At 41.5% G+C, this 13,971-nt stretch carries 10 protein-coding genes; all 10 read left to right on the forward strand.

What is annotated here, in order from left to right; translation table 11 throughout:
- Nucleotides 1–183: 183 nt before the first annotated feature.
- The 10 genes from LXM54_RS16090 (at nt 184) to LXM54_RS16135 (ending at nt 13,911) form a co-directional block, all read left to right on the forward strand.
- Nucleotides 184–1,533, forward strand: a complete 1,350-nt coding sequence (locus LXM54_RS16090; protein ID WP_233316405.1) for an aspartate kinase — start codon at nt 184–186, stop codon at nt 1,531–1,533.
- Nucleotides 1,534–2,001: 468 nt separating this feature from the next.
- On the forward strand, nt 2,002–3,207 hold the full coding sequence (locus LXM54_RS16095; RefSeq protein ID WP_233316276.1) for an amidohydrolase: 1,206 nt from the start codon (nt 2,002–2,004) through the stop codon (nt 3,205–3,207).
- Between the two features lie 50 nt (nt 3,208–3,257).
- A complete protein-coding gene (locus LXM54_RS16100; RefSeq protein ID WP_233316277.1) occupies nt 3,258–4,472 on the forward strand; it encodes a M20 family metallopeptidase in 1,215 nt (404 codons plus the stop codon).
- Nucleotides 4,473–4,497: 25 nt separating this feature from the next.
- Entirely contained in the window at nt 4,498–5,523 is a 1,026-nt protein-coding gene (locus tag LXM54_RS16105; protein WP_233316278.1) for an ABC transporter ATP-binding protein, read from the forward strand.
- Nucleotides 5,520–6,533: an ABC transporter ATP-binding protein gene (locus LXM54_RS16110; protein WP_233316279.1), complete on the forward strand. Its 1,014-nt coding sequence runs from the start codon at nt 5,520–5,522 to the stop codon at nt 6,531–6,533. Before LXM54_RS16105 ends, LXM54_RS16110 begins: the two co-directional genes overlap by 4 nt.
- Nucleotides 6,534–6,553: 20 nt before the next feature.
- Nucleotides 6,554–7,504 carry an ABC transporter permease gene (locus LXM54_RS16115; RefSeq protein ID WP_233316280.1) on the forward strand — a complete coding sequence of 317 codons (951 nt, stop codon included), beginning with the start codon at nt 6,554–6,556 and terminating at the stop codon, nt 7,502–7,504.
- Between the two features lie 16 nt (nt 7,505–7,520).
- On the forward strand, nt 7,521–8,447 hold the full coding sequence (gene opp4C, locus LXM54_RS16120) for an oligopeptide ABC transporter permease (RefSeq protein WP_233316281.1): 927 nt from the start codon (nt 7,521–7,523) through the stop codon (nt 8,445–8,447).
- Nucleotides 8,448–8,495: 48 nt separating this feature from the next.
- Nucleotides 8,496–10,118, forward strand: coding sequence for an ABC transporter substrate-binding protein (locus tag LXM54_RS16125; RefSeq protein ID WP_233316282.1), 1,623 nt, complete (start codon nt 8,496–8,498; stop codon nt 10,116–10,118).
- 219 nt (nt 10,119–10,337) lie between these two features.
- A complete protein-coding gene (locus LXM54_RS16130) occupies nt 10,338–12,068 on the forward strand; it encodes an ABC transporter ATP-binding protein (RefSeq protein WP_233316283.1) in 1,731 nt (576 codons plus the stop codon).
- Entirely contained in the window at nt 12,061–13,911 is a 1,851-nt protein-coding gene (locus LXM54_RS16135) for an ABC transporter ATP-binding protein (protein WP_233316284.1), read from the forward strand. Before LXM54_RS16130 ends, LXM54_RS16135 begins: the two co-directional genes overlap by 8 nt.
- Nucleotides 13,912–13,971 lie beyond the last annotated feature (60 nt).

Here is a 13,971-nt window from a genome sequence, read left to right on the forward strand (position 1 = left end):
CAAATGTATTTTACGAGAAGAAAACACTTGCTTCTTTAGTGCAAAAAAGCAATAATATGTTTAGTATTAATAATGGAAAATTTAAAAAATACCCTTAAGCGAGATGTTCCGCTGTTTATGGGAATGATAGCGAGGGAATTGACTAGCATAAACAATATACTTGATTCAATGGGAGATGGCGGCATGAAGGTAGTTAAGTTTGGGGGAAGCTCATTAGCTTCAGGACAGCAACTGGAAAAGGTACTGCAAATCATTAAGGCAGATAATGAGCGCAGAGTTGTTGTAGTGTCTGCCCCAGGGAAAAGAAATAATGAGGATACGAAAGTGACAGATTTGCTTATCAGCTGCGGTGAGAAGGTTTTGGCAGGCAAGGATCCAGGCGAAGAGGTAGAACAGATTATCGAAAGGTATGCAGATATTGCCAGAGAGCTTGACCTTTCCAGTGACATCATCACACAGATTAAGGGAGATTTCCTGGAGCTGTTAGCAGGTAGTACAGAAAATGCCCATTCCTTTATGGAAGCAGTAAAGGCGAGCGGGGAAGATAACAATGCTAAATTGGTTGCGAATTTCTTAACAGCAAGAGGCTTAAAAGCAGTATATGTAAATCCACAGGAAGCAGGGCTAATCGTGACAGATGAGCCAGGTAATGCCCAAGTGCTGCCAGAGTCTTATGACCGCTTATATTCGCTGCGTGACTATAATGACATTATTGTGTTTCCAGGATTTTTCGGATACAGCAAGTCTGGTGAGGTTGTCACATTCTCAAGGAGCGGCTCTGATATAACTGGTGCAATCTTGGCAAATGGCCTCAAGGCTTCTGTATATGAGAATTTCACAGATGTAGATGCAGTCTACTCCGTAAATCCAGCTATTGTGGCTCAGCCAAAGGAAATCAGTGTCCTTACATATCGGGAGATGAGGGAGCTTTCTTATGCCGGCTTTTCTGTCTTCCATGCAGAAGCTTTAATTCCTGCTTATCGTGCGGGAATTCCGGTTCATGTAAAGAATACGAATAATCCTGCCGTTCCTGGTACAAAGATTGCAGCAAAGCGGGATAATGATAATGGACCTGTAGTAGGAATTGCGAATGATAAAGGTTTTTGCTCCATCTATATCAGCAAGTATTTAATGAATAAAGAGATTGGCTTTGCTAGAAGAGTTCTCTCTATTCTTGAGGAATATGGAATCTCTTATGAACATATGCCTTCAGGTATTGATGATTTGACAATCATTTTGCGTCAAGACCAGCTGCTCCATGTGAATGAATCAGAGCTGCTTGACCGGATAAAGGAAGAACTGCATGCAGAAGAAGCTGTCATCGAGCATAATCTGTCATTAATTATGGTGGTTGGAGAAGGAATGCGCCATAATGTCGGAACAACATCGCGGGCAGCGGCAGCGCTGGCACAGGCAGGAGTTAATATAGAAATGATTAACCAAGGTTCGTCTGAAGTCAGCATGATGTTTGGCGTAAAAGAGCATTTTGCCAAGAAGGCTGTGAAAGCATTATACGAAGAGTTTTTTCAATAAAATTTAAACCTGCTGCTTTTATTAGCGGCAGGTTTTTTGTTTGCTCTTAAGTTTTGATGATTTGGAGTAGGACAAACAAATTGTGAGAAAAAAATTTAAGTTGAGATGAGTGTTAGATTTTCTGACATAAATTTAGTTTATAGTAGAAAATGAAAGCGGAAACAATGTTGTGATAGGTAGAACGGGGGGAAAATAAGTGCAAATACAATAATTAACTATTAATTCTGTTTATTATGATAATTAAAAAAACTTAGTATACTATTCCGAAAATTGAAGTTAATTTATAAGAAATAGAATACTTGCTAGGAAAAAGAAAGGAGGAATTCGCTAATATTACCAGTAATAGAGAGTGGCAACTCAACTAGAAAAGAGTGAATAAATATACTTTTTAATTTGTAATTATTAAAACCTCAAAAAACCTTTTGGAAAGATGTAATTAAAATTCTTCATTATATTAGGAGGGAACGTATGTTACAAAAATGGCATGAAGAGCTGGAAACAATGTTCGATCAGATGGTGGAGTGGAGAAGACATATGCATCAGTATCCTGAGCTGTCATTCCAGGAGGTTGAAACTCCAAAGATGATTGCAGATATCCTTGAGGGATTCGGAATAGAAGTGAGGCGCAATGTTGGGGGCAGAGGTGTAGTAGGAAAAATCTATGGAGCGAAACCAGGGAAAACGATTGCCTTGAGGGCAGACTTTGATGCATTGCCAATTCAGGATGAGAAGGAAGTGCCTTATAAGTCAAAGGTCGCTGGTGTAATGCATGCTTGCGGGCATGACGGCCATACTGCCACATTGCTTGCCGTTGCAAAGGTACTGCAGGATAACAAGGAAAACATCGCCGGTAATATAGTGCTTTTACATCAGCATGCAGAGGAGCTGTCACCAGGCGGTGCAAAGGCAATGATTGAAGATGACTGCCTTGCAGGAGTTGATGTAGTATTCGGAGCACATCTATCCAGTTTAAGTGAGTTAGGCAAGTATTATTGCAAGCCAGGTTATTCCCAGGCTGCAGCAGATGCATTTGAAATCACAGTAAGCGGAAAAGGCGGACACGGTTCATCGCCACATGAAACGGTCGATGCTATCGCTGTCGGCACAGCTCTTGTTACACAACTGCAGTTCATTGCAAGCCGCAGAGTAGATCCACTGAACCCTGTTGTACTGTCAATCGGTTCCTTCCACAGCGGCAATGCTAAAAATGTTATTGCTTCAAAGGCAACATTGACTGGAACAGTAAGAACACTCGATAAAGACTTACGTGTATTTATGGAAGAGGAAATACGCTTAATGGCAGAGAGTGTTTGTGAAAGCATGCAAGCATCTTGTGAAGTGAATTACATAAAAGGATATCCTGCCGTTTATAATCATGAAGAGGAAGTGGCTGTTTTTGAGAAGGTGATTGCAGACAGCCTAGATAAGGAAATGGTCGTTCGATCTTTGCCAATTATGGGAGCAGAGGACTTCTCCTATTATCTGCTAGAAAAACCAGGCATGTTCTTCCATACTGGTGCAAGAATAGAAGAGGCACAAAGCTATCCGCACCACCATCCAATGTTTGATTTTGATGAGAGAGCCATGATAAATGCCGGCAAAGCTTTCTTGAGTATTGTAGAGCACTATGTTGCTATTAAGTCACAAGAGGAAGTGGCGGAAACTGTTCTTTAAGATTTGTAGTCAAGCTGATAATTTAAATAGTGGATGGGAGAGATGCTGCAATGTTAAGCAAATGGTATGAAGAAATTGAAGCGATGTATAGCAAAATGGTGGAGTGGAGACGTCATTTTCATGAAAATCCCGAGCTTTCCTTTCAAGAAGTAAACACTAGCAAAATGATCGGTGATTTACTTGAGAGCTTCGGAATTGAAATAAGAAGAAATGTTGGCGGAAATGGGGTTGTTGGAAAAATTCGCGGGGCTAAACCGGGGAAAACCATTGCTTTGAGAGCTGACTTCGATGCATTGCCAATTCAAGATGAGAAGGATGTTCCCTTTAAATCGAAGGTAGACGGAATCATGCATGCATGCGGACATGATGGTCATACAGCCACATTGCTGGCAGTGGCAAAGGTGCTGAATGACAATAAGGAAAGTCTTGCAGGCAATATTGTGCTTTTACATCAGCATGCAGAAGAGCTTCCGCCAGGTGGGGCTATTGCCATGATAGAGGATGGATGTCTTGATGGAGTAGATGTTGTGTTTGGGGCACATCTTGCTTCAGGAAATGCGCTTGGAGAAGTGCTATATGGAGTCGGACCTGCTTCTGCTGCAAGTGATACCTTTGAATTGAAGATTCAGGGCAAAGGCGGACATGGAGCTTCTCCGCACCAAACAATTGATTCTATTGCAATTGGAGCGCAGATTGCTAACCAATTAAAGCATATTGTCAGCCGCCGTGTTAATCCGCAAAAACCTGCTGTTATCTCAATCGGCTCCTTCCATGCAGGTAATGCTGGGAATGTCATTGCAGACACTGCAGAAATAACTGGCACAGTCCGTACTTTTGACGAAGATGTTCGTGACCTTATTGAAAAAGAAATGGATGAACTGATTAGCGGTGTTTGCAAGGCATTTCATGCAACCTATGAATTTGATTATTCAAGAGGCTATCCTTCCACTGTGAATACACAGGAAGAAACAGATATTCTTGTAGAGTGCATTACAGCTAATTTACCAGATCAGAAGCTAGTGGAAATCGTGAAGCCAGGAATGGGCGGAGAGGATTTTGCTTATTATCTTCAACACAGACCAGGCTCATTCTTTTCTGTCGGTGCTAGAAACGAAGAAATCGGTGCTGTTTATCCTCATCACCATCCAATGTTTACATTTGATGAGAGAGCAATGCTTCATACAGCAAAAATTTTCTTGAGTCTAGTAGATTATTATCTGAATCCTGAAAAGGCTGATGCATTAGTAGAATCAACCACTATTTAACTGAAATTCAACTGGAGGGGGAAGAATGGGGAACAATATTTTAGAAGTGGATAAACTGCAAACGGCTTTTAAAACAGATAAGGGGGAAGTCATTTCTGTCGAAGAAGTGACTTTCCAGCTAGAGCCTGGTGAGACAATCGGGATTGTCGGTGAATCAGGCTGCGGTAAGAGTGTTACTTCTTTATCTATCATGAGACTTCTCGGAACACACGGCTTCATAAAAAAGGGCTCTGTAAAGCTGAATGGCAAAGATTTAACACAAATTTCAGAGGCTGATATGAGAAAGGTGCGCGGAAACGAAATTTCCATGATCTTTCAGGAGCCGATGACCTCCTTAAATCCGGTATTCACAATCGGAAACCAAATGGTTGAATTGATTCGTCTGCATATGGACTACAATGCGAAAGAGGCAAAAAGCTATGCAGTAGAAATGCTTCAAAAGGTTGGGATACCGAGAGCAGAAGTAATTATTGATGAATACCCCCATGCTCTATCAGGCGGAATGAGACAGCGGGTCATGATTGCGATGGCATTATCCTGCAAGCCAAAGCTGTTGATTGCAGATGAGCCGACAACAGCCCTTGATGTCACAATTCAAGCGCAAATACTGGAACTAATGAAAAGCTTAAAAAAGGAATCGAACACTTCCATTATGATGATCACACATGATTTGGGCGTTATTGCTGAAATGGCTGATAAGGTGATTGTTATGTATGCCGGCCAGGTGGTGGAGGAAGCGGATGTATTTACATTATTCGATGAACCGAAGCATCCATATACAAAAGGTTTAATCGATTCCATCCCTCATTTAGAATACGATTCAGATGAGAAGCTGTATTCTATCCCTGGGTCTGTACCGACATTGCAGCAAATGCCAAAGGGCTGCCGTTTTCATACAAGATGTCCTTATGCAATGGAAAAATGCATTGCAGAAAGACCTCCCCATGTAGAGGTTGATGGCAAGAGTGAGCATAAAGTAAGATGCTGGCTTTATGATGAGGCAGGCAGCAAGACAAGCACACATACTAGTGGAAGTGAGGTAAATGTATGAGTAAGATAACTTTACCTGAAAAAGACGGAATATTAGGACAATTATCCGATCCGTTGTTAGAGATTAGAAACCTCAAAAAATATTACCCAATTAAAAAAGGTGTGCTGTCGAAAACAGTCGGTCATGTAAAGGCTGTTGATGGGCTGGATTTCTCCATCTATCCTGGTGAAACCATCTCACTTGTCGGTGAATCGGGATGCGGTAAATCAACGACAGGAAGAGCAATTGTTAAGCTGGACCCTCCGACAGATGGGAGTGTGCTGTTCGAAGGAAAAGATATGGCAGATTTAAGCAAAGGGGAATTGCGAAAAATCCGCACTCAAATGCAAATAATTTTCCAGGACCCTTATTCCTCCCTTAATCCGCGCAAAAGAATCGGCGATCTTTTAGCGGAGCCGCTGTTGGCACATAAATTAGCTTCAAAGGAAGAGGTGAACAAGAAGGTAGATCAGATGCTTGAGACAGTGGGATTAACTAAGTTCCATAAGGGGAGATATCCTCATGAGTTCTCAGGTGGCCAGCGGCAAAGGATTGGTATCGCAAGGGCACTGATGCTGAATCCAAAATTGATTGTTTGTGATGAGCCTGTATCTGCACTTGATGTTTCTATCCAGGCACAGGTGCTGAATCTGCTCAAGGACTTACAGAAGGAGTTCAATTTAACTTACCTTTTCATTGCCCATGGCCTTGGTGCAGTCAAATATATCAGTGACAGAATTGCGGTTATGTACTTAGGGAAAATCGTTGAGCTCGGCAAAACCGGTGATATCTTTGCAAGGCCAAAGCATCCGTATACACAAGCGTTGTTAAGCGCCTACCCGATTCCAAATCCGCATTTGCGGGATAGAGAGCGGATTGTGGTGGAAGGAGATGTACCGAGTCCGGCTAATCCTCCAAAGGGGTGCAGATTTCATACGAGATGTCCGTTTGCGGCTAATATTTGCAGAGAGCAGGAGCCTGTTTTGAGCGGAGACAGCCATACGGTTGCCTGTCATTTTCCACTATCATAACAAAGGGAGGGAGCTCATAAATGCTACAGTACATTATCCGAAGAATATTAATTGCCATTCCAGTATTGTTTGGGGTGACGGTATTTAACTTTGTCATCATTAATATGGCACCCGGAAACCCTGTTGACATGTACCTCAATCCAGATGCAACAGAAGCGGATGCAGAAGCAAAGAAGGAGGCGCTCGGACTTAATGATCCTATCTATGTCCAATACTTCCGCTGGCTTAGCAATCTGCTTCACGGAGATTTTGGTTTTTCTTATACAACCTATGAACCAGTGCTCGATCTTATTTTAACAAGAGTGGGGCCAACGCTTCTCCTCATGGGGGCAGCACTTGTCATTGCCTATATTATTGCTATTCCGATTGGGATTCTCAGTGCGACAAGACAGTATTCTTGGATTGATTATTTAACGACAACATTTTCCTTTTTAGGTGTTTCCATCCCAAGCTTTTTTCTAGGACTCGGAGCGATTTATGTGTTTGCGTTAGTGCTAGGTGTCCTCCCTACAGGTGGAATGTTTACACTTGGAAGTGACGGAGGCTTTATGGATACACTCGTTCACCTCTTGCTGCCGGCACTCATATTAGGAACAGGGATAGCAGGCAGCACAGTCCGATACGTTCGAAGCAGCATGCTTGAGGTGCTGGGACAGGATTATTTAAGAACAGCCAGAGCAAAAGGGCTTAAGGAGTTCATTGTCACAAATAAACACGCTTTGAAAAATGCCCTTATTCCAATAATCACGATTATAGGTATGGAAATACCAGTGTTAATAGGTGGTGCAGTTGTAACAGAACAGATCTTCCAGTGGCCCGGGTTAGGACAATTGACAATCCAGTCAATCAGCTCCAGAGATTATCCGACATTAATGGCGATAAACTTCCTGGCTGCTTTTGCTGTACTGTTCTCCAATCTGCTCACAGATATTCTTTATTCTGTCGTCGATCCGCGCATCAAATATAGCTAAGGGGGGAGGAATTAGGATGAGTATACCAAATGTAAAGCTCGATACAGAGCTGCCAATCAATCAGCTGCCAGTTGCAGTCAAAGAGGAGCTTGGCAATGAAGAAAGCTATCTAAAGCTAATTACGAAACGATTTTTTAAACATAAGCTGGCTGTTGTCGGTTTAATCATTTTCAGTTTCATTGTGCTTTTAGCAATATTTGCTCCGCTGATTGCCCCGCATAATCCTTATGCTGTTGAAGGGGAATTCGCTGCGGCGCCAAGCGCTGAACATATTCTTGGGACAGATGAAGTAGGCAGAGATTTATTTAGCCGATTGATATATGCTGCCAGAGTTTCTCTTTCAGTAGGCGTCGGTGCTGTTGTTATCTATGTAGCCATCGGTACTATTTTAGGTGCGATCGCTGGATACTTTGGAAAATGGGTAGATATGGTCATTATGCGTATTACAGATGTCTTCATGTCGTTCCCTTATTTGATGGTCATTCTAGTTTTGGTAAGCATCATGGGGCCAAAGCTCATTAATGTTATTCTGGTTTTAGGCTTGCTTGGTTGGCCGTCGATTGCACGGCTTGTTAGGGGGAGCGTCCTTTCCATTAAGGAGATGGACTATGTGAAGGCAGGTGTTGCTCTAGGTTTTTCTACACCAAAAATTGTTTTTCAGCATATCTTGCCAAACTGTATTGCCCCAATTTTAGTAAATGCAACCTTCGGGATTGCTTCGGCAATTATTATGGAAGCTTCTTTAAGCTTTCTCGGCATGGGTGTTCAGCCGCCTACAGCGAGCTGGGGGAATATGCTGACAGAAGCACAATCAATAACGGTATTGGCATCACAGCCATGGCTTTGGATTCCACCGGGCATTATGATTTTGCTTTCCGTGCTTTCCATTAACTTTATGGGCGACGGACTGCGAGATGCAATGGACCCAAAAAGCCTGAAGTAAGTGATGGGAATATATATACACAGTCTAAAGATAAATGGGGGAAAACAGATGAAGAATGTATTCAGAAAAGGATTAGGCTTAATCGCGATTGCAGTCCTGCTTTTATTGTCAGCATGTTCAGGTGCAGCAAACAGCGGCACGAATGCAGGGGGCTCCAAAGACAACACGATGTATATCGGACTAGTAAATGCTCCAGTCAGCTTCAACCCTATTAATTCATCTGATATTGCTGCTTCATGGCTTGAAAAATTCATGTTTGATACGTTTTTAGAAATGACTGGGCCGCTGGAATTCACTCCTAAGCTTGCAGATTCATTTGAAACAGAAGACAATCAAACATTCACCATTAAGCTGAATGATAAAGCAGAATGGTCTGACGGAACGCCAGTAACAGCAAATGATGTTGCGTTCACGATGAATCTTGTGGCAAACCCTAAAACAGAAACAGCAATCGGCACATATTTGACAATCATTGACGGATTGACCGAAAACGGCAAGTTCCCAGATGGTGTTACAGAAATTCCTTCCTTAACAATTGTTGATGATAAAACAATCCAATTTAAGACAAAAACACCAGTAGATCCAAACATGGTTAAAGAACAGCTTGGCTCTAAATTTATGATTCTTCCAGAGCATGTTTTAAAAGATGTAGCTCCAGAAGACTTGCAGAAGGATCCTTTCATGCAAAAACCGACAGTAACAAATGGGCCGTTTAAATTCGTGAAATATGCGAAGGACCAATATGTGGAGTATGAAAAGAATGACAACTACTATTTAGGTGAAGTAGAGCTTGATAAAATGTTCGTTAAGATTATGCCTGCAGCAAACCTTGTTGCACAGCTTCAAACAGGTGAGATTAATATGAATGCTGCCGGCGGTATCGGCAAGATTGCTGTACAGGATTTCGATACAGTGAAGGGCTTTGAAAATGTAACAACAAAAACAGATAAAACATATGGCTATCAAAATATGATGTTCAACACAGAAAAAATTACTGATCAAAAAGTCCGCCAAGCAATTGCTTATGCGATTGACCGGGAGAAAATAGTTGATCAGCTGTTGAAGGGTGAAGGAGAGATCGTTGATGGACCATATACATCAATTAGCCCTTACTTGGATAAGGATTTAGCAACATACACATATGACCCAGAAAAGGCAAAACAATTGTTAGAGGAAGCTGGATGGGATTTCAACAAAACAATTGATTTTGTTGTACCGATTGGCAATAAAGTTCGTGAGCAGTCTGCTGATATCATTGCCCAAAACTTAGAGGCAATCGGCTTGAAACTCAATACAACAACTTATGATTTCCCGACAATTATGTCAAAAGCAAAAGCAGGCGAATTTGATTTGCTGCTTATGGGATTCACGAATACAATCGATCCTGATGTGACTACTGTTTATGGTAGCGGCGCTACAAGCAACTATACTAACTACAGCAACCCTGAAGTTGATAAGCTGCTTCTAGCAGGAAAACAAGAGCCTGATACAGAAAAGCGTAAAGAAATTTACAATCAGCTTCAGGCAATCTGGAGCGAGGAATTGCCAGTCTTCACCCTTTATTCCGATTTTGATTTTGGAGCAGTATCAAAAGATGTTGCTGTCGGAGAACCGAAAGTATTTGGCTTCCATAATGAGATGTATAAATGGTCACTGACAGGAGCAGAATAATAAAAAATTAATTTAAATTTAAGGCGGGGGCTGTAGAATAATTCTACAGCCTTTTTACCGTAAACTTAGCGGAGCTGCTCCTGCCTAAAAAAGTGCTGAGATAGGTATAAACTTATGTTTTCTATTTTGGGGAAAAGAGGTATGATAATAGCAATATTTAGTTTTCCTAAAGAATTTAAAAACGGTTACATTGTTTATACAAAAGGCGGGAGGAGAAACATGGCAAAAATATTTAAAAGACTTCGGACATATCAAGTCAGCATCGCTGTTGCATTAGTTCTGATGCTGACAGAACTTGCAGTAGAGCTTGTCCAGCCTCTTATTATGGCAAAGATTATCGATGATGGATTGGCACATCAAAATACGGACACTGTTATTTTTTGGGGAAGCATTCTTGTCGGTATTTCCCTGCTTGCCTTTGCAGCAGGAATTATCAACACATTTTATTCAGCCCATGTCAGCCAGAACTTCGGCTACAGCCTCCGCAAAGAGCTCTATTCAATCATTCAATACTTTACATTTGCCAACAGCAGCAAGTTTTCCAGTTCTTCCTTAATAACAAGGCTGACAAACGATATTACACAGCTGCAAAATATGATTTTTATGAGCTTGCGTTTCCTTCTCCGTTCTCCCTTATTAATAGTCGGCGGAATCATCATGTCCTTTGCTGTCAACGCCAGGCTTGCTTTAATACTTGCAGTGACTATTCCTGTTATCATCCTGATGTTTATATGGGTAATCCGCAAAGGCGGGAGGCTGTTTAAGAAAGTACAGAGTAAATTAGATTTCGTGAACAATGTAATGCTTGAAAACTTAACCGCCGTTAAGCTGATAAAGGCATATACTCGAAAGCGATTTGAGAACGATCGGTTTACTGTTGCCAGTGATGATTTAAAACAAAGCACAGAAAAAGCGTTGCGTGTAATGGAAATCACTGTTCCGCTCTTGCTGTTTATCATGAATCTCTGTATAATTGCCATCCTTTGGCTGGGATCAGGCCAAATAGCTGCTGGTGAGACACAGGTGGGGGATGTTGTTGCCATTATCAACTACTCATTAAGAATTACCTCTTCTCTATCTGTCATCACAATGCTCATTATGGTGATTTCCCGCTGTAAGGCATCAGCTGACAGGCTGCAGGAGGTTTTTGAGATGGAAGAAAAGGACAATGATAAAGCGAATCCTTCTCAGCAGCAAAAGAAAATTACCGGAAAATTAACATTCCGAGATATTGCCTTTGCTTATCCGAATACAAAAGTAAATGTACTGGAGAAAATCAGCTTCACTGTACAGCCCAATGAGGTCATTGCTGTCATGGGAATTACCGGAGCAGGAAAAACATCATTATTTCAGTTAATACCAAGACTCTTTGAACCGACTAAGGGTGCTGTTTATATGGATGACACAGATATCACTGATTATGATCTTGATTCCTTGAGAAAGCAGATTGGCTATGTGCCGCAAGTTTCCTTATTGTTTACAGGAACAATAAAGGAAAATATCATGTGGGGAAACCCTTTTGCTTCTGATGAGATGATAGTAAAGGCAGCTAAAGATGCACAAATACACGAGACAATTATGAAGCTGCCGAAGAAATATGAGACAAGAATTGGCCAAAAAGGCATTAATTTGTCTGGCGGACAAAGGCAAAGACTGTCTATTGCAAGGGCACTCGTAAGAAATCCTAAAATATTGCTTTTGGACGACAGCACAAGTGCGTTAGATTTGCAGACAGAAAAAGAGCTGCTTCAGGCAATCTCCACATATAATGCGACTGTACTTTTAATTACTCAAAAAATTTCAACAGCACGAAAGGCAAATCGGATTCTTCTGATGGAGGAAGGGAAAATTCTTGCCTATGCCCATCATGAACAGCTGTTGAAAGAAAACAAACTTTACCAGCAAATAGTTGAGTCACAGTTAGGGAAGGAGGAGGCTAGTCATGTTTAAGACCCTGACCGATGCTTTTTTGTATCCTAAGCCGGAAATAGGTAGGAAGGCTACAAAGAAAAAGGCGAAGGCAAAACCCCGAAACATGAGCAGAACCCTGTATCGTTTATGGCAGTACATGGCTGTCCAGAAAGGCCTACTCTTTGTTGTGCTGTTTCTTGTAGCCGCAAGCTGCTTGTTAGGTTTATTAGGGCCTTTTCTTGTCGGTAAATCAATCGATCAATATATTGTAAACAAAGAATTTACCGGGCTTGGCACGATGCTGCTTATACTCGGGGTCATCTACTTCTTTTATTCTGCCAGCCTATTTTTGCAGAACTATTGGATGATTGGCATATCCCAGTCAACGGTGTACAGACTTCGCACTGACCTTTTTGCACAGTTTCACCAGCTGCCGATTGCCTATTTTGATAAAAGACAGCATGGAGAGCTGATGAGCAGGGTGACAAATGATATTGAGAATGTCAGCTCCACACTCAACAGCTCTGTTATCCAAATATTTTCGAGTATTCTAACACTGATTGGAACGGTCTCCATCATGCTCTGGCTCAGTCCTCTCCTCACCGTACTGAGTTTAACGATAATACCTGTTATGTATTTTGGGATGAAATGGATAACGGCAAGAACAGGAGTGCTCTTTAAGGAACAGCAGAATAAATTAGGGAATCTAAACGGTTTTATTGAGGAATCCATTTCAGGCCAGCGAATTGTTAAAACCTTTTCCCTAGAAGACAGGATGATTAGTGACCTTGTTGATAAAAGTGAAAACTTAAAAAATGTTAGCTATTGGGCCCAAGTTTATTCTGGCTTTATTCCAAAGCTGATGAACATGCTCAATAATATCAGTTTTGCACTGATTGTCGGTGTCGGCGGACTAATCATTTTAAAAACAGGAAACATTTCTATCGGAGTTATCGTCATATTTGTTGAATACTCACGGCAGTTCACCCGCCCTCTGAATGATCTTTCCAATCAGTTCAACACATTATTATCTGCAATAGCTGGGGCGGAAAGAGTATTTGAAGTGCTTGATGAACAGAAAGAGGAGAAGGATGAAAACACAGCCTTTTCTCTTGAAGCTGTAAAGGGTGATGTTGTTTTTTCAAATGTGTCTTTTGCTTATGAAGAAGATAAAGGCATTTTGAATGGTGTTTCTTTCCATGCTAAACAAGGTGAAACGATTGCCCTTGTCGGTCCTACTGGAGCAGGAAAAACGACGGTCATTAACCTTCTGTCGCGATTTTATGATGCCACAGAAGGTACAATCAAACTCGATGGCTATGACCTTACCACTATTAAACGAGAGAGCCTACGCTCCCATATGGGCTTTGTTCTCCAGGATGCTTATTTATTTTCAGGGACAATTAGAGAAAATATTCGTTATGGAAGGCTGGATGCAACCGATAAAGAGATAGAGGAAGCAGCCATGCTTGCAAATGCCCACAGCTTTATCAATAGTCTGCCGGACGGATACGACACGGTTTTGGCAGCAGATGGGAACAGCATCAGCCAAGGACAAAAACAGCTGTTGTCAATTGCTAGAGCAATCCTTGCTGACCCTAAAATACTTATACTTGATGAGGCAACGAGCAGTATTGATACAATAACTGAATTGAAAATTCAAGAAGCGCTGCAGGTGCTGATGAAGGAGAAAACCTCCTTTGTTGTTGCTCATCGATTGAACACAATAAAGCATGCCGATTGTATACTAGTGCTTAATAATGGTGAAATCATTGAAAAAGGGTCGCATGATGAGTTATTGCTGAAAAAAGGCTTTTATTATCGACTGAACCAGAACCAGTTTCAGACAAATTCTGGCGAAAATGGAGCTGAAGGTCTTTAAAATACCAAGAAAAGGGGAATTGACTGACCGGTCATTTTTCTCTATAATAAAGACAGGTGC

Source organism: Bacillus sp. Au-Bac7, assembly GCF_021341655.1.
GTDB lineage: Bacteria > Bacillota > Bacilli > Bacillales > Cytobacillaceae > Niallia.

Coding starts and splice junctions, on each gene's coding strand:
- LXM54_RS16130 (WP_233316283.1), top strand. CDS start 10,338: ATGGCAAAAATATTTAAAAGACTTCGGACATATCAAGTCAGCATCGCT.
- LXM54_RS16125 (WP_233316282.1), top strand. CDS start 8,496: ATGAAGAATGTATTCAGAAAAGGATTAGGCTTAATCGCGATTGCAGTC.
- LXM54_RS16115 (WP_233316280.1), top strand. CDS start 6,554: ATGCTACAGTACATTATCCGAAGAATATTAATTGCCATTCCAGTATTG.
- LXM54_RS16135 (WP_233316284.1), top strand. CDS start 12,061: ATGTTTAAGACCCTGACCGATGCTTTTTTGTATCCTAAGCCGGAAATA.
- LXM54_RS16100 (WP_233316277.1), top strand. CDS start 3,258: ATGTTAAGCAAATGGTATGAAGAAATTGAAGCGATGTATAGCAAAATG.
- opp4C (WP_233316281.1), top strand. CDS start 7,521: ATGAGTATACCAAATGTAAAGCTCGATACAGAGCTGCCAATCAATCAG.
- LXM54_RS16095 (WP_233316276.1), top strand. CDS start 2,002: ATGTTACAAAAATGGCATGAAGAGCTGGAAACAATGTTCGATCAGATG.
- LXM54_RS16090 (WP_233316405.1), top strand. CDS start 184: ATGAAGGTAGTTAAGTTTGGGGGAAGCTCATTAGCTTCAGGACAGCAA.
- LXM54_RS16105 (WP_233316278.1), top strand. CDS start 4,498: ATGGGGAACAATATTTTAGAAGTGGATAAACTGCAAACGGCTTTTAAA.
- LXM54_RS16110 (WP_233316279.1), top strand. CDS start 5,520: ATGAGTAAGATAACTTTACCTGAAAAAGACGGAATATTAGGACAATTA.